The organism is Buttiauxella izardii, from assembly GCF_003601925.1.
Lineage (GTDB): Bacteria > Pseudomonadota > Gammaproteobacteria > Enterobacterales > Enterobacteriaceae > Buttiauxella > Buttiauxella izardii.
This window is the reverse complement of sequence record NZ_QZWH01000007.1, coordinates 38,197-54,151: the sequence shown is the minus strand read 5'-3', so window position 1 is coordinate 54,151 and position 15,955 is coordinate 38,197. Positions and strand designations below refer to the sequence as shown.

Here is a 15,955-nt window from a genome sequence, read left to right as displayed (position 1 = left end):
TGCGTTCTTCCTAACCTATTCTCTCTAAAACCGAGAGAAATCATTGAAAAGTGCAAGCCCCATCAACAGCACCAGCAATATAGAGCCAATGCGGTAACTAAAGTCTTGAACTCGCTCGGAAACCGGCCCACCTTTCAGCTTTTCAATCGCCAAAAAGAGCAGATGCCCCCCGTCGAGGACGGGTAACGGAAACAGGTTGATTATCCCCAGATTGACGCTAATCAGCGCCAGGAACATCAGGTAGTAAATCAACCCCGATTCCGCCGACATACCTGCCCCTTGAGCTATGGAGATTGGCCCACTGAGGTTATTGAGCTTGATGTCACCGGTTATTAATTTTCCCAGCATGTTGACCGTCAGCTTCATCAGTTGCCAGGTTTTATCCGTGGCTTCCGCAACAGCGGCAAACGGCCCATACTGGCGTACTGTTTTATACTCTTCAGGCAGCGGGATAACCTTTGGAACCACACCCGCAAACCCTTCAGGCTTCGCATTACCCGGTTTTGTATCCGGTATCAGCGTTAAAGACAAGAGCGCCCCTTGTCTTTCTATTTCTAGCTCCAGTGGGTGACCTGGATTGTCACGCACCTGACTAACAAATTCTGTCCACTGTGTCAGAGCCGCACCGTTGACTTTAACGATCCTGTCACCGGCTTGCAAACCCGCTTTGCTCGCAGCGGAATTTGGCTGCACTTCTTGTAGCGTCGTTTCAATTTGCGGACGGCGTGGCCCGATACCCAGTGAAGTAATCGGATTCTGCTTTTCTGGCTCAAACTCCCAGTGGCGCAAATCCAGCGTTTTTTCACTGCGCAAATTCGAGCCCAGCGGGGCCATTGTCACCTTGACACTGTCATCGCCAATCTTAGCCATCAACGCGAGTTGAACTGATTCCCAATCAGGCGTTTCGATACCATCTATCGCTTTAAGTTCCATGCCTGGTGCAATTTGTGCTTCGGCCGCAATCGAGTTGGGCGTAATTTCACCAACAACAGGACGAACGCCAGGGACACCAATGATAAACACAAGCCAGTAGGCAAACACAGCGAAGATAAAGTTGGCAATCGGACCAGCCGCAATAATTGCGGCTCGTTGAGAAACGGTTTTGTTATTGAAGGCTTGATGGCGCAGTTCCGGGGCAACGGCCTCGACACGTTCATCAAGCATTTTGACATAACCGCCCAGGGGGATTAGGGCGATGACAAATTCTGTACCGTGGCGGTCAGAACGGCGCCAGAGCGCTTTACCAAAACCAATGGAAAAGCGCTCTACTTTAACGCCACAGCGGCGAGCTACCCAAAAATGGCCGAACTCATGCACGGTAATTAATACGCCCAGTGCAACAATAAATGCAGCCAAATTCCAGAGTAAGCTCAGCATATAACCTTCCGTTAAATCGTCCTGAATACCAGCAATAACAGACAGGCAAATACCGGTACTGCTGCTGTGAGGCTATCAATGCGGTCTAGGATACCACCATGACCGGGGATCAAGTGACCGCTATCTTTAATCCCTGCTTCACGCTTAAACATACTTTCAGTTAAATCACCCAGCACCGAGGCCAATGCAGCAATCACTGAGCAAGTCAGCAGAATAACCGGTGCCACATCAAGATTCGCCCACATGCCAAACAGCAGTGAAATTACCGCAGAGGTGAACAGCCCACCAAAGAAGCCCTGCCAGGTTTTGCCCGGAGACACTTTCGGAGCCAGCTTATGTTTGCCAAACATTTTGCCAAACATATATGCACCGGAGTCCGCGCCCCAGACCAAGACCATCACGTATAACAACCAGATTGAGCCGGTGTAATGATTGATATCGTAGTGCCAGTTGCGCAGCACAATCATGCCCCAGAAGAATGGCACAATCGTTAATACACCGAATATCAGGCGTAGCGTTTTAGAATTACGCCAAATGGATGCAGAACCCGGATAGAAAAGCACCAGCAGCAATGCCGCAAACCACCAGGCTAAGGAAGCCCAGAGCGATGCTTCAATGAGCGGGATATGGACGGTGCGCTGATATTCTGGCAATGCGAATAGCATCAGAGCCAATACCAGACCACACAAAACAGCAAGCCACACGCGCTGAGAGCGAGCTTTAAAACCTGCTAATTGTCCCCATTCCCAGGCTGCGAGCATACAGACCACGAGGGTTGTAATGGCAAATCCTACAGGTGGAAGCCAGAATAACGCGGCTATCACCACCGGGATTAAAATAAACGCAGAAAGCAGGCGATACTTTAGCAAAAGTGACCCCCAACAGGCTTACTCACCACCAGGTGCCGTGCCACCAAAACGACGCTCTCGATTTGCAAAAGCATTTAGCGCACCTTCAAAGTCTTGTTCATCGAAATCAGGCCAAAGAACATCGGTAAAATAAAGTTCTGCGTAGGCAATCTGCCAAATCAGAAAGTTACTAATACGGTGCTCTCCCCCCGTCCTAATTACTAAATCTACAGGAGCCAGTTCATTCATGCAGATTTGCTGACTCAGCAACTCTTCATCAATCTGATCAGGGCGCAGCAAACCTTCCTGCACCTGCTCGGCAAGATGCCGCACTCCCTGAATAATATCCCAACGTCCGCCATAGTTCGCGGCGATATTGAGGGTCAAGCCTGTATTGGCACTGGTTAAGGCTTCGGCTTTATTAATACGTTCTTGCAGGCGTGCATTGAATCGGCTGGTATCACCGATAATGCGCAGACGGACATTGTGACGATGCAAGCTTTTGACTTCGCTATCTAAAGCCCACACAAACAATTCCATCAGTGCGCTTACTTCCTGAGCCGGGCGATTCCAGTTTTCACTACTGAAAGCATAGAGTGTCAGCGCATCAATACCATTATTTGCGGCAAAACTCACCGCTCTGCGAACAGATTTCGCTCCCGCTTTATGGCCGGAAACTCGCATCTTCCCCTGAAGCTTTGCCCAGCGACCATTGCCATCCATGATAATGGCAACATGACGCGCGCCATGCTCAGATTGTGTTTCGCTCTTTTGTTGGTTTGCAGACAACATAACGCGTAATTATTCCCAGATATGGATTAAGCGGTACTCAAAATGATTTCAGCTTTAACATAAAAAAGCCGTGCTATAACACGGCTTCCCAATCATTCAGCCAGCTTTTCCTGACTAAAAGATGGCGCAGACTATATCACTGAAGCACAGAGCTAACAAATGGAGGTACATCAGCCGGATGAATAATCATCGGGTTGAGATACGCGTCACCAGATTTCGGGCGACTTCGCGTGCTTTTGCATCAACCGCCAGGACTTCTTCTACACTTTTTGGCTCTGTCAGTTCGACGCTATCAAGAACGGCACGGTTTAGGGCAGCAATGTCTGTAAACCGCAATTGCTCTTGTAAGAACGCTTCAACAACGACTTCATTGGCCGCATTCAACACAGTTGTCGCGGCCTGCCCTTGCTCGAACGCTTCCATCGCCAGCTTCAAACAAGGATAGCGGTGATAGTCGGGTTCCATGAAGGTGAAAGTCCCAATCTTACAAAAATCGAGCGGTTCAACCCCCGACTGTACGCGCTCAGGAAATGCCATAGCGTGTGCAATTGGAGTGCGCATGTCTGGCGCGCCTAACTGCGCCAGCACGCTACCATCACGATAGCGAACCATCGAATGGATAACCGACTGCGGATGGATCAATACTTCCATTTGTTTAGCTGATGCATTGAATAGCCAGCGAGCTTCAATGTATTCGAGACCTTTGTTCATCATGGTGGCCGAATCGACAGAAATTTTTCGTCCCATCGACCAGTTCGGATGGCTACAAGCCTGGTCCGGCGTCATCGCGGCAAGCTCACCTAATGGTGTCTCGCGGAATGGGCCACCTGATCCGGTAAGAATAATCGACGAAACGCCATTACTCTCAAGTTCAGCGTACCCGAGGTTTTGTTGGATTGTTTCGGGCAAACTCTGAAAAATAGCGTTGTGTTCACTGTCGATAGGCAGCAACTGAGCTTTACTGCGCTGCACCGCGTCCATAAATAAACGCCCGCATGTCACCAGTGACTCTTTGTTGGCCAGCAAAACTTGCTTGCCTGCGCCAATCGCAGCCAGCGTAGGTAACAATCCTGCCGCCCCGACAATCGCTGCCATTACTTGGTTCACTTCATCCAGAGCGGCCATCTCACATGCGGCATGCTGCCCGGAAAGAACTTCAGTTGCACTCCCATGCTCTTTTAGCAGACGACGCAGTTGGCTCGCAGAAACTTCATCATCCATCACCGCCCAACGTGGCTTGAACTCCAGGCATTGTTCAGCCATTCGCGTGACATTCTTCCCGGCAACTAATGCCACGACGGAGAATTTGTCAGGATTATGACGAACAACACTAAGGGTACTGGTACCGATAGATCCGGTAGAGCCAAGAATGGTCAGTTGCTTCATGGGACGCTCTGGAGTTTTTAGTATGAATAATCAAATAAAAAACGCCGTAGACAATTCACGTGACGTGAGTCACGGCTTGCATACGGCGTTTGATCCGTCATTTCAACGGATTAGAACTGCATCAACTCGGCTTCTTTCTCTGCCAGAGCGGAGTCCACTTTTTTGATAGCGGCATCAGTCATTTTCTGAACGTCATCCTGGGAACGACGATCGTCATCTTCGCTGATCTCTTTATCTTTCAGCAGATTTTTAACTTTGTCGTTAGCGTCACGGCGAACGTTACGCACTGCAACGCGCGCGCCTTCAGCTTCGCCACGAACAATTTTGATCAGGTCTTTACGACGTTCTTCAGTCAGCGCTGGTAGTGGAACACGAATGTCGCTACCCGCAGAACTTGGGTTCAGACCCAGGTCGGAAGTCATAATGGCCTTCTCAACAGCCTGGCTCAGAGAACGGTCAAACACGTTGATTTTCAGCGTACGTGAATCTTCAACCGTGACACTTGCCAGTTGGCGCAGTGGAGTTGGAGTACCGTAATATTCCACAATGATCCCATCCAGCAGGGACGGAGAGGCACGGCCGGTACGGATTTTACTGATTTGGCTTTTGAATGCTTCTACGCATTTTTCCATACGCACTTCGGCATCTTTTCTGATATCGCTAATCACGTTACGAGTCCTTGAAAACTGGTTTATGCCAGACCACACTTTACGCCGCGAAGCAGACGCTGCGTGCTAAGTATAGCCTTGTTTATTCATGGCGCCCTTTAGGGTTGCCTGCTACTCAAACTAATCAGAGCAAATAAAAACGAATCTTACCCTGATTCAGCATCGACTGAAATTATTCAGTGATCAATGTGCCTTCTTTTTCGCCCATCACAACACGGCGAAGCGCACCTGGTTTGTTCATGTTGAAAACACGAATCGGAATTTTATGGTCACGAGCAAGGGTGAATGCCGCAAGATCCATGACTTTCAGCTCTTTTTCCAACACTTCGGTATAAGTCAGCTGCTCACAAAGTGTGGCCGTCGGATCTTTCACTGGGTCAGCAGTAAACACGCCATCGACTTTTGTGGCTTTCAATACAACGTCGGCTTCAATCTCAATACCACGCAGACACGCAGCAGAGTCAGTGGTAAAGAACGGATTGCCGGTGCCAGCTGACAGGATAACGACGCGGTTATTACGCAGCAGGCTGATGGCCTCTGCCCAGCTGTAGTTATCACACACGCCATTCAATGGAATAGCGGACATCAAGCGGGCGTTCACATAGGCGCGATGAAGCGCATCACGCATTGCCAGGCCGTTCATGACGGTTGCCAGCATGCCCATGTGGTCGCCCACAACACGGTTCATACCTGCTTTCGCAAGGCCAGCACCGCGGAATAAGTTGCCACCACCAATCACGACCCCGACCTGAATACCCAATTCAACCAGCTCTTTAATTTCCTGAGCCATACGATCAAGGATGCTTGCATCAATACCGAAGCCTTCGGTACCTTGCAGCGCTTCGCCGCTTAGCTTGAGCAGAATGCGTTTGTAGACAGGTTTTGCATTGGTAGCCATGATTCTTTCCTGGGAACAGTCAACGAATGGGGATGGTTAATTCTAGCGATATGGTGCCGCATATCAGCAAGTTCTGTATCAGAGCAGACTGATTTTTTAGTGCCAGATAAAAAGGAACCGCCAATTGGCGGCTCCCTTAAAAATTAAGACTGCTTGGACATTGCAGCAACTTCTGCTGCGAAGTCAGTCTCAACTTTCTGGATGCCTTCGCCCACTTCAAAGCGGATGAAGCCATTCACGTCGGCATTGTGCTCTTTCAGAATCTGACCAACAGTTTTGCTTGGGTCGATAACGAAAGGCTGACCAGTCAGAGAAACTTCACCGGTGAATTTCTTCATACGGCCTTCAACCATTTTCTCTGCGATTTCTTTTGGCTTGCCAGACTGCATAGCGATGTCCAGCTGAACCTGGTATTCTTTCTCTACCACTTCAGCAGACACGTCTTCTGGCTTAACGAATTCTGGCTTGCTTGCAGCAATGTGCATTGCAATTTGCTTAACCAGCTCTTCGTCTGCGCCAATAGCTGCAACCAGAACACCGATGCGAGCACCGTGCAGGTAGCTACCCAAAACGTCGCCTTCAAGTACTGAAACGCGACGGATGTTGATGTTCTCACCGATTTTAGCAACCAGTGCAACACGCTCTTCTTCGAACTGTGCTTTCAGAACTTCAACGTCAGTCACTTTACCAGCAGCAGCTGCGTCCAGTACTTTGTCAGCGAATGCCTGGAAACCAGCATCTTTAGCAACGAAGTCAGTCTGGCAGTTAACTTCCAGAATCACAGCATAGCCGTCAGCAATCTTAGTTTTGATCACGCCGTCAGCAGCTACGTTGCCTGCTTTCTTAGCTGCTTTGATCGCACCAGATTTACGCATGTTTTCGATTGCCAGCTCGATGTCGCCATTAGCTTCAGTCAGTGCTTTTTTGCAATCCATCATGCCTGCGCCAGTACGTTCACGCAGTTCTTTTACCAGAGCAGCAGTAATATCAGCCATTCTAAAATCCTCGGTTATCTCGTAGAGAGAGATAAGCCCTGGTTCACGGTACAGACGAACCCTGGCTCAAAATAAAAAGGGGGCCTGAGACAGGCCCCCTAACCAAACTATTCAATACCTGGTTAATAAGAGCTCAAATAAGAGCAAACCTTATTATTCAGCTTCTACGAAGCTTTCTTCTGCCTGAGAAGCCAGATCCTGAGAACGGCCTTCACGTACGGTAGCAGCTACAGCACCCAGGTACAGGGTTACAGCACGGATTGCATCGTCGTTACCAGGGATAACGAAATCAACGCCATCTGGATCGGAGTTAGTATCAACGATAGAGAATACTGGGATACCCAAGTTGTTCGCTTCTTTGATTGCAATGTGTTCGTGATCGGCGTCGATTACAAACAGAGCATCCGGCAGACCGCCCATATCCTTGATACCGCCCAGGCTGTTTTCCAACTTCTCCAGCTCACGGGTACGCATCAGTGCTTCTTTCTTGGTCAGCTTCTCGAAGGTACCGTCTTGAGATTGAATTTCCAGATCTTTCAGACGTTTGATGGACTGACGAACTGTTTTCCAGTTAGTCAGCATACCGCCCAACCAGCGATGGTTCACGAAGAACTGATCGCAGCTCAGAGCAGCGTCTTTTACTGGTTCGCTTGCTGCGCGCTTAGTACCAACGAAAAGGATTTTGCCTTTACGAGAAGAAATCTTGCTCAGTTCAGCCAAAGCTTCGTTGAACATAGGTACAGTTTTTTCAAGGTTGATGATGTGAACTTTGTTACGTGCGCCGAAGATGAAAGGCTTCATTTTCGGGTTCCAGTAACGGGTTTGGTGACCAAAGTGAACACCAGCCTTGAGCATGTCGCGCATGGAAACAGTTGCCATGATTAAAACCTCTATATAAAAGTATGGGGTTAAGCCTCCACGTATCCCATATTACCGACCCCAAAGGGCACCCCGGAATATGTGTCGATACGTGTGTGTTATTTACACAAAGTGAGAGTGTTGGCTGTATCCGAAAAATCGGAATACAAGTCCGGCGCGCTTTATACCATAAAACAGACCAGGACTCCAATAGTTGTTGGTAGATTGTGCGGACATTGATTCTCGATTTGGCACCGATCGTACGCCCTGATAACATTGCCCCACTAACTGCTCAATTATTGTCGATTATGACGACACCTGCGGACAGAATTAATGGCTATCTCAATTAAAACACCTGAAGAAATCGAAAAAATGCGCGTTGCGGGCCGACTTGCCGCTGAAGTGCTGGAAATGATCGAACCCCACGTGAAACCGGGCGTCAGCACTGGCGAACTCGACCGTATTTGTAACGATTATATCGTTAACCAACAGCAGGCAATTTCTGCGTGTCTGGGCTACCACGGTTTCCCAAAATCCGTGTGCATCTCCATTAACGAAGTGGTTTGTCATGGCATTCCTGACGACGCTAAGCTTCTGAAAGATGGCGATATCGTCAACATTGACGTTACCGTTATCAAAGACGAATATCACGGCGACACCTCAAAAATGTTCCTCGTGGGCAAACCGACCATTCTTGGTGAGCGTCTGTGCCGTGTGACTCAAGAAAGCCTGTATTTGTCACTGCGCATGGTTAAACCAGGCATTCGTCTGCGTACCCTCGGCGCGGCTATTCAGAAATTCGTCGAAGCTGAAGGTTTTTCTGTGGTTCGCGAGTACTGCGGGCACGGCATCGGTCGCGTATTCCATGAAGAGCCACAAGTTCTGCATTATGACGCGGACGACAGCGGCGTAGTGCTGCAACCTGGCATGACTTTCACCATCGAGCCGATGGTGAACTCGGGTGATTACCGTATTCGCACCATGAAAGACGGTTGGACGGTGAAAACCAAAGATCGCAGCTTGTCTGCACAATACGAGCATACTATTGTGGTGACTGATAACGGCTGCGAAATTCTCACATTGCGTAAAGATGACACCATCCCGAATGTGATTTCGCATAACGAGTGATTCGCCTGGCGCAAGTCAGCAATCGAAGCCGGCCTATGCCGGCTTTTTTTATGGATGGCGACATGACACAGAGTTTACCCGAGCAGTATGCGACCACGGTGCTTCCTGAGATTTCCGGGCAACCTGAATACCCCGTCAACTGGTCTGATTCGGAGCTTAATTGTGCTCAGATAAAAGCCCGTATCGACTTGTTCCAGCAATGGCTTGGACGCGCATTTGATGGCGGCATTTCCGCTGAAAAACTGATGGACGCGCGCACCGAATTCATCGACCAGCTCTTGCAACGCCTATGGATCAGTTACGGCTTTGGCGACGTCGCCGAAACCGCCCTGGTTGCCGTTGGCGGTTACGGGCGCGGCGAGCTTCATCCATTGTCCGACATTGATTTGCTGATCCTAAGTCGCAAACGTCTGACCGAAACGCAAGCACAAAAAATCGGCGAACTGCTCACCCTTTTGTGGGACGTAAAGCTGGAAGTCGGCCACAGCGTGCGCACGTTGGAAGAGTGTCTGCTCGAAGGCCTGTCGGATTTAACCGTCGCCACCAATCTGATTGAATCGCGCCTGTTAATTGGCGATGTCGCCCTCTTCCTTGAACTGCAAAAACACATATTTAGCGATGGTTTCTGGCCGTCAGCCAAATTTTTTGCCGCCAAAATTGATGAGCAAAACGAGCGCCATCAGCGTTACCACGGCACCAGTTACAACCTCGAGCCGGACATCAAAAGCAGCCCTGGGGGTTTGCGCGACATTCACACGCTGCAATGGGTCGCCCGCCGCCACTTTGGCGCAACGTCCCTGAGCGAAATGGTCGGCTTTGGCTTTTTAACCGAAGCTGAACGCAACGAACTCGACGAATGTCAGTATCTGCTGTGGCGCATTCGCTTTGCGCTGCACCTTGAAGTGAACCGCTACGACAACCGTTTATTGTTCGACCGCCAGCTTAGCGTCGCCCAGCGCCTGAATTACAGCGGAGAAGGCAACCAGCCGGTCGAACACATGATGAAAGATTTCTATCGTGTGACCCGCCGCGTCGGCGAACTTAACCAGATGCTGTTGCAGCTGTTTGACGAAGCGATTCTGGCGCTGGATGCCAGCGAAAAACCGCGTCCGCTCGATGATGATTTCCAGCTACGCGGCACTTTGATTGACCTGCGCGACGAAACGCTGTTTATGCGCGAGCCACAGGCGATTCTGCGCATGTTTTACATGATGGTACGTAACCGCGATATCAGCGGAATTTACTCCACCACCTTGCGCCATTTGCGCCATGCTCGCCGTCATCTTGCGCAGCCGCTTTGCTACATCCCTGAAGCGCGCGACCTGTTTCTCACGATATTGCGTCATCCTGGAGCCGTAAGCCGCGCCCTGCTACCGATGCACCGCCACAGCGTGTTGTGGGCCTACATGCCGCAGTGGTCGCACATTGTCGGTCAGATGCAGTTCGATCTGTTCCACGCCTATACCGTTGATGAACACACGATTCGGGTGCTGCAAAAACTGGAAAGTTTCGCCAAAGAAGAAACGCGTCCGAAACACCCTTTATGCGTCGATTTGTGGCCGCGCCTGTCGCATCCGGAACTGATTCTGATTGCCGCCCTGTTCCACGACATCGCCAAAGGTCGCGGTGGCGATCACTCGGTGCTCGGCGCGCAGGACGTTTTAAAATTTGCCGAACTACACGGCCTGAACTCACGCGAAACGCAGCTCGTCGCCTGGCTGGTACGCCAGCATTTATTGATGTCCGTGACCGCCCAGCGCCGTGATATTCAGGATCCGGAAGTCATCAAGCAATTTGCTGAAGAAGTGCAGACCGAGAACCGCCTGCGCTACCTGGTTTGCCTGACCGTTGCCGATATCTGCGCCACCAACGAAACCCTGTGGAATAGCTGGAAACAAAGCCTGTTGCGCGAGCTGTACTTCGCCACCGAAAAACAGCTGCGTCGCGGAATGCAAAACAGCCCGGATATGCGCGAACGCGTGCGCCATCACCAGTTGCAAGCGCTGGCCTTGTTGCGTATGGACAACATCAACGAAGAGGCGCTGCATCATATCTGGCGTCGCTGTCGGGCGAATTATTTTGTCCGCCATACGCCGAACCAAATTGCCTGGCACGCTCGTCATTTGCTGAAACACGATCTCAGTAAACCGATGATTTTACTCAGCCCGCAGGCCACTCGCGGCGGCACAGAGATTTTCATCTGGAGCCCCGACAGGCCACACCTGTTTGCTGCGGTTTGTGCTGAACTCGACAGACGCAATCTCAGTGTTCACGACGCGCAAATCTTTACCACCCGCGACGGCATGGCCATGGACACCTTTATTGTGCTCGAACCGGACGGCAGCCCGCTTTCCGCCGACAGGCACGATCTCATCCGCCACAGCCTTGAACAGGCGATTACCCAGGCAACCTGGCAACCGCCGCAACCGCGCCGCCAGTCGGCTAAACTGCGCCACTTTACCGTCGATACCGAAGTGAATTTCCTGCCCACACATACCGACAGACGCAACTTCCTCGAGCTGATTGCGTTAGATCAGCCAGGGTTATTAGCGCGTGTCGGGGAAGTGTTCGCGGATCTTGGAATTTCGCTTTATGGCGCAAGAATTACGACAATTGGTGAGCGAGTAGAAGATTTATTTATAATAGCCACCGCCGACCGGCGTGCTCTTAATGATGAGTTGCAACAGGAAGTACAGCAACGGTTGACAGCGGCCCTTAATCCAAACGATAAATAACAGTCTGTTAATTTCGTCACAATCAGGAAAACTTTAACAATGCAGCAGCTACAAAATGTAATTGAAACCGCTTTCGAGCGCCGCGCCGAAATCACTCCGGCAAATGCTGATACCGTTACTCGTGAAGCGGTAAACCAGGTCATCTCCCTGCTCGACAGCGGTGCGCTGCGCGTTGCCGAAAAAATTGATGGCCAGTGGGTGACTCACCAGTGGCTGAAGAAAGCGGTTTTGCTCTCTTTCCGTATCAATGACAACCAGGTTATTGATGGCGCAGAAAGCCGTTACTTCGACAAAGTGCCGATGAAATTCGCTAACTACGACGAAGCACGTTTCCAGAAAGAAGGTTTCCGCGTGGTGCCACCAGCGGCAGTCCGTCAGGGCGCATACATCGCACGTAACACCGTGCTGATGCCTTCTTACGTCAACATCGGCGCATACGTTGATGAAGGCTCAATGGTTGATACCTGGGCAACAGTCGGTTCTTGCGCGCAGATTGGTAAAAACGTTCACCTGTCTGGCGGCGTAGGCATCGGCGGTGTTCTGGAGCCATTACAGGCAAACCCTACTATCATCGAAGATAACTGCTTCATCGGCGCACGTTCAGAAGTGGTTGAAGGCGTTATCGTTGAAGAAGGTTCTGTGATTTCCATGGGCGTTTACATCGGCCAGAGCACGCGTATTTATGACCGCGAAACCGGTGAAGTGCATTACGGACGTGTGCCAGCAGGCTCCGTGGTTGTTTCGGGTAACCTGCCATCTAAAGATGGTAAGTACAGCCTGTACTGCGCAGTTATCGTGAAAAAAGTCGATGCGAAAACTCGCGGCAAAGTTGGAATCAACGAACTGCTTCGCACAATCGATTAATTAAATGTGTAAAAGGCGGGTTCACCCGCCTTTTTAGCATTTCGGGCTAGCGGGAATGGACTTTTCCGTTAATTATCTAATGGTTAATGATACTGATATCGCAAAAGGTAACACTATGTACGATAACTTGAAAAGTCTGGGTATTACCAATCCTGATGAAATCGATCGTTATAGCCTCCGGCAGGAAGCCAACAACGATATCCTGAAAATCTATTTCCAGAAGGATAAAGGCGAGTTTTTTGCCAAGAGCGTGAAGTTTAAATATCCACGCCAGCGCAAAACTGTCGTTGCCGATGGCGTAGGCCAGGGTTACAAAGAAGTGCAGGAAATCAGCCCGAACCTGCGCTATGTAATTGATGAACTTGATCAACTGTGTCAGCGCGATCGCACTGAAGTCGATCTGAAACGCAAGATCCTCGATGATTTACGTCATCTGGAATCCGTGGTGACCAATAAGATCGCAGAAATTGAGTCCGATCTGGAAAAGCTTACCCGCAACAAATAATGCCAAAGGGCCGGAATCTCCGGCCCTTTTCTTATCTCTGCTCGTCTAATTGCAACGCCACATACAGCAGCAATCTATCGTCAAAATTCCCCAAATCTAAACCCGTTAATTCTGAAATACGGTTCAGACGGTATTCAAGCGTATTGCGATGAATAAACAACGCCTTAGAGGTTGCCAGTGGCTGCACATTATGGCGAAACCAGGCGCTCAATGTTCGGCGCAGTAATCCGTTGTTATCCATGGCTTTTAAACGCGCCAACGGGCGTGCCAGTTCGTTCGCCTGCCAGCCGCCACGTAAACTATCCAGCAACACCGGCAACATCAAATCCTGGTAGAAATAACCCCGGCTTTCCGGCATACGTTGTTTGCCGACCATCATGGTGGTGCGAGCGGTTCGGTACGAACGCGCAATACTGCCAGGGCCGGTAAAATAGTTGCCCAGCGCCACGCGAAAACGCAGCTGGCCATTCTCCTTCATGCGCTGAATTAGCTGCTCTACACGTTTGCGATGATCTTCGGCGTCCCAGCGGCCAAACTGATTCAGCGCGGGTTTCAGCACCACCATTTCCGTTAACGAGATAATCGCTATCAGGTTATTACGCTCAGGCGTCGTCAGCGCGGTTTGCAGCTGCTGCAACTCTTCCATGGCGCTGTCTACGCCAAGCTGCCCGCTATCCACTTCCACCACTGCAACAACACGCGGCTGGTTGAGGTCGATACCCAAACGCTGCGCCCATTCGCTCAATGCAGGCGTTTGTTCTTCCGCCTGAATCAGGTTCATCACCAGCTCTTCACGCAGACGCGTGTCCTGGGCCAGTAAGTGCATCAGGCGTGATTGCTCAAGCATCATTTCAGCCGTCATACACACCAGCTCGCCGTATTTACGCAGCGATCCCGGCTCGCCGGTCAAACCAATAACGCCAACAATTTCCCCTTCAATGCGCAGCGGCAGGTTAATCCCCTGGCGCACACCGTGAAGATGACGCGCCACCGCGTCATCAATATCGACAACACGTCCCTGAGAGAGCACCAGCAGCGCACCTTCGTGCAATTCACCAATACGTTCTTTATCACCGCTACCAATAATCCGCCCACGCGCATCCATCACGTTGATGTTGGTATCAATGATGGTCATGGTCCGCGCCACAATGTCCTGCGCCATTTTGGTGTCAAGATGCCAGCCAGCCATGCTTCCTCCTGAATCGTGCTAATGGCCTAGCATAGGCGAGATGAATCCCCTCAGCATTGTGCGAATGCACAAAGCGCGGGTGAAGAATGTGGAGTTGTGGAAAGGCTCACAAAAAAGGGCCGCAATAAGCGGCCCTGATAGTGTTGAGATGAACTCGGTAACGATTACTGCATCAGCAGGTAGATAGTGGTATCACCACGCTGAATGTTCAGCGCCATCACTGACGGTTTCGCATCGAGAATCTTGCGCAGTTCGGCGATGTTATTCACCGCCTGCTGGTTAACACCAATAATGATGTCACCTTTTTTCAGGCCAATACGCGCAGCCGGGGTATTCCCTTTCACGTTATTGACGATAACGCCCTTCTCATCTTTACCGCTGCGGTTGCTCATTTCAGCCCCTTCAATACCGGTAAAGATGCTCGCAGAATCAACCTGAGTCTGGCTGCTTTGTTGCAGTTCCAGATTCACCGATACCGGCTTGCCGTCGCGCAGCAGGCCAAGAGTCAGTTTGCTGCCAACCGGCATAGAGCCCACTTCGGCACGCAGAGCCGCAAAGCTGCTGATGGCTTTACCGTTCATGGAAACCACAACGTCGCCAGCTTTAATCCCCGCTTTCGCCGCTGAAGAGTTCGGCATCACCTGGCTTACGAATGCCCCGCGTTGTGCATCAACCTTCATCGCTTTCGCCAGCTCAGAGTTCAGCTCAGTCCCCATGATGCCCAATTCGCCACGCTTAACCTGGCCGAATTCCACCATTTGCGCGGTAAGGTTTTTCACCATGTTGCTCGGGATGGCAAAGCCGATACCAATGTTGCCGCCGTCTGGTGCCAGAATCGCGGTGTTAATACCAATCAGCTCACCGTTAAGGTTAACCAGTGCGCCACCGGAGTTACCACGGTTGATTGCCGCATCGGTCTGGATAAAGTTTTCGTAGTTTTCAATGTTCAGGCCGCTACGACCCAACGCCGAAACGATACCAGAAGTCACGGTTTCGCCCAGGCCATACGGGTTACCGATTGCCACGGTGTAATCACCGACGCGCAGTGCGTCAGAGTCAGCCATTTTAATCGCAGTCAGATTTTTCGGATCCTGCAACTGCAACAGCGCGATGTCAGAGCGTGGATCTTTACCCACCACTTTCGCATCGAACTTACGGCCGTCGCTCAGGGAAACCTGAATTTTAGTCGCATTATCAACAACGTGGTTGTTGGTCACCACGTAGCCTTTTGCTGCATCAATAATGACGCCGGAACCGAGTGCAGCAAATTTTTGCTGTTGGCTACCGCCGCCCTGAGAGCCGTCATCAGCCCCGCCGCCGCCCTGGCAGAACGGAGAGCTCTGGAATGGAGAACCTTCCTGGCAGAACGGTGAATTATCGCCAAAGAACTGCTGGAAGTTACGCCCCATACGCGGCGTGTTCACCGTGGTGCTGCCTTCAACATTAATACTCACTACAGAAGGCATCACTTTTTCCAGCATCGGTGCAAGGCTTGGCAGCGGTTGCGCGGCCGATGCAGAAGAAGCTGTTTCAGCAGCGATTGCAGATACAGGACCCAGCGCCAAACCTAGGCTAAGAGCCAGCGCGCTCATTGCTAAAGTTGTTTTTTTCATCGATTTAAGTCTCAAGTTAATAAGTCACGCAAAATTGCTGTGTAGGCCAATATAGAGTGACAATTGAGGCGCTAAGTTCCGCCGATAAGTCACTGGAAA

General features: G+C 50.7%; 14 protein-coding genes. 4 read left to right on the top strand and 10 right to left on the bottom strand.

The window, feature by feature from the left end:
* Nucleotides 1-24 precede the first annotated feature (24 nt).
* The 8 genes from rseP to rpsB form a co-directional block, all read right to left on the bottom strand.
* On the bottom strand, nucleotides 25-1,377 hold the full coding sequence (rseP, locus tag D6029_RS05525) for a sigma E protease regulator RseP (protein WP_120063803.1): 1,353 nt from the start codon (nucleotides 1,375-1,377) through the stop codon (nucleotides 25-27).
* Between the two features lie 11 nt (nucleotides 1,378-1,388).
* Nucleotides 1,389-2,246, bottom strand: a complete 858-nt coding sequence (cdsA, locus tag D6029_RS05520) for a phosphatidate cytidylyltransferase (protein WP_120063802.1) — start codon at nucleotides 2,244-2,246, stop codon at nucleotides 1,389-1,391.
* A gap of 18 nt (nucleotides 2,247-2,264) precedes the next feature.
* Nucleotides 2,265-3,017 carry a (2E,6E)-farnesyl-diphosphate-specific ditrans,polycis-undecaprenyl-diphosphate synthase gene (gene ispU, locus D6029_RS05515; RefSeq protein WP_120063801.1) on the bottom strand — a complete coding sequence of 251 codons (753 nt, stop codon included), beginning with the start codon at nucleotides 3,015-3,017 and terminating at the stop codon, nucleotides 2,265-2,267.
* A gap of 186 nt (nucleotides 3,018-3,203) precedes the next feature.
* Nucleotides 3,204-4,403, bottom strand: a complete 1,200-nt coding sequence (gene ispC / locus D6029_RS05510) for a 1-deoxy-D-xylulose-5-phosphate reductoisomerase (RefSeq protein ID WP_120063800.1) — start codon at nucleotides 4,401-4,403, stop codon at nucleotides 3,204-3,206.
* A gap of 110 nt (nucleotides 4,404-4,513) precedes the next feature.
* Nucleotides 4,514-5,071, bottom strand: a complete 558-nt coding sequence (gene frr, locus D6029_RS05505) for a ribosome recycling factor (RefSeq protein ID WP_120063799.1) — start codon at nucleotides 5,069-5,071, stop codon at nucleotides 4,514-4,516.
* A gap of 172 nt (nucleotides 5,072-5,243) precedes the next feature.
* Nucleotides 5,244-5,969, bottom strand: a complete 726-nt coding sequence (pyrH, locus tag D6029_RS05500) for a UMP kinase (RefSeq protein WP_120063798.1) — start codon at nucleotides 5,967-5,969, stop codon at nucleotides 5,244-5,246.
* Nucleotides 5,970-6,112: 143 nt separating this feature from the next.
* Nucleotides 6,113-6,964 carry a translation elongation factor Ts gene (gene tsf, locus D6029_RS05495; RefSeq protein WP_064556808.1) on the bottom strand — a complete coding sequence of 284 codons (852 nt, stop codon included), beginning with the start codon at nucleotides 6,962-6,964 and terminating at the stop codon, nucleotides 6,113-6,115.
* 153 nt (nucleotides 6,965-7,117) lie between these two features.
* A complete protein-coding gene (rpsB, locus tag D6029_RS05490) occupies nucleotides 7,118-7,843 on the bottom strand; it encodes a 30S ribosomal protein S2 (RefSeq protein WP_120063797.1) in 726 nt (241 codons plus the stop codon).
* Nucleotides 7,844-8,155: 312 nt separating this feature from the next.
* Between rpsB and map the strand changes: the two genes are divergently transcribed.
* The 4 genes from map (at nucleotide 8,156) to D6029_RS05470 (ending at nucleotide 13,054) form a co-directional block, all read left to right on the top strand.
* Nucleotides 8,156-8,950, top strand: coding sequence for a type I methionyl aminopeptidase (gene map, locus D6029_RS05485; protein ID WP_120063796.1), 795 nt, complete (start codon nucleotides 8,156-8,158; stop codon nucleotides 8,948-8,950).
* A 62-nt stretch (nucleotides 8,951-9,012) separates the two neighbouring features.
* Nucleotides 9,013-11,685, top strand: coding sequence for a bifunctional uridylyltransferase/uridylyl-removing protein GlnD (glnD, locus tag D6029_RS05480; RefSeq protein ID WP_120063827.1), 2,673 nt, complete (start codon nucleotides 9,013-9,015; stop codon nucleotides 11,683-11,685).
* Nucleotides 11,686-11,724: 39 nt separating this feature from the next.
* Nucleotides 11,725-12,549, top strand: coding sequence for a 2,3,4,5-tetrahydropyridine-2,6-dicarboxylate N-succinyltransferase (dapD, locus tag D6029_RS05475; protein WP_034461055.1), 825 nt, complete (start codon nucleotides 11,725-11,727; stop codon nucleotides 12,547-12,549).
* A 115-nt stretch (nucleotides 12,550-12,664) separates the two neighbouring features.
* Nucleotides 12,665-13,054 (top strand): DUF3461 family protein, encoded by a 390-nt coding sequence (locus D6029_RS05470; RefSeq protein ID WP_120063826.1) that lies wholly within the window; start codon nucleotides 12,665-12,667, stop codon nucleotides 13,052-13,054.
* Nucleotides 13,055-13,085: 31 nt separating this feature from the next.
* Here D6029_RS05470 and D6029_RS05465 read toward each other — a convergent pair whose 3' ends face one another.
* The gene (locus tag D6029_RS05465) at nucleotides 13,086-14,243 is read right to left on the bottom strand and encodes a CdaR family transcriptional regulator (protein WP_120063795.1); all 1,158 of its coding nucleotides are present in this window, start codon (nucleotides 14,241-14,243) and stop codon (nucleotides 13,086-13,088) included.
* Nucleotides 14,244-14,407: 164 nt separating this feature from the next.
* The gene (gene degP / locus D6029_RS05460; protein WP_120063794.1) at nucleotides 14,408-15,856 is read right to left on the bottom strand and encodes a serine endoprotease DegP; all 1,449 of its coding nucleotides are present in this window, start codon (nucleotides 15,854-15,856) and stop codon (nucleotides 14,408-14,410) included.
* Nucleotides 15,857-15,955: the final 99 nt, after the last annotated feature.

Bases quoted from the DNA above. Each gene is read 5' to 3' on its own strand.
- rseP (WP_120063803.1), bottom strand. From the start codon at position 1,377: ATGCTGAGCTTACTCTGGAATTTGGCTGCATTTATTGTTGCACTGGGC.
- rpsB (WP_120063797.1), bottom strand. From the start codon at position 7,843: ATGGCAACTGTTTCCATGCGCGACATGCTCAAGGCTGGTGTTCACTTT.
- ispU (WP_120063801.1), bottom strand. From the start codon at position 3,017: ATGTTGTCTGCAAACCAACAAAAGAGCGAAACACAATCTGAGCATGGC.
- D6029_RS05465 (WP_120063795.1), bottom strand. From the start codon at position 14,243: ATGGCTGGCTGGCATCTTGACACCAAAATGGCGCAGGACATTGTGGCG.
- tsf (WP_064556808.1), bottom strand. From the start codon at position 6,964: ATGGCTGATATTACTGCTGCTCTGGTAAAAGAACTGCGTGAACGTACT.
- degP (WP_120063794.1), bottom strand. From the start codon at position 15,856: ATGAAAAAAACAACTTTAGCAATGAGCGCGCTGGCTCTTAGCCTAGGT.
- ispC (WP_120063800.1), bottom strand. From the start codon at position 4,403: ATGAAGCAACTGACCATTCTTGGCTCTACCGGATCTATCGGTACCAGT.
- glnD (WP_120063827.1), top strand. From the start codon at position 9,013: ATGACACAGAGTTTACCCGAGCAGTATGCGACCACGGTGCTTCCTGAG.
- dapD (WP_034461055.1), top strand. From the start codon at position 11,725: ATGCAGCAGCTACAAAATGTAATTGAAACCGCTTTCGAGCGCCGCGCC.
- map (WP_120063796.1), top strand. From the start codon at position 8,156: ATGGCTATCTCAATTAAAACACCTGAAGAAATCGAAAAAATGCGCGTT.
- pyrH (WP_120063798.1), bottom strand. From the start codon at position 5,969: ATGGCTACCAATGCAAAACCTGTCTACAAACGCATTCTGCTCAAGCTA.
- D6029_RS05470 (WP_120063826.1), top strand. From the start codon at position 12,665: ATGTACGATAACTTGAAAAGTCTGGGTATTACCAATCCTGATGAAATC.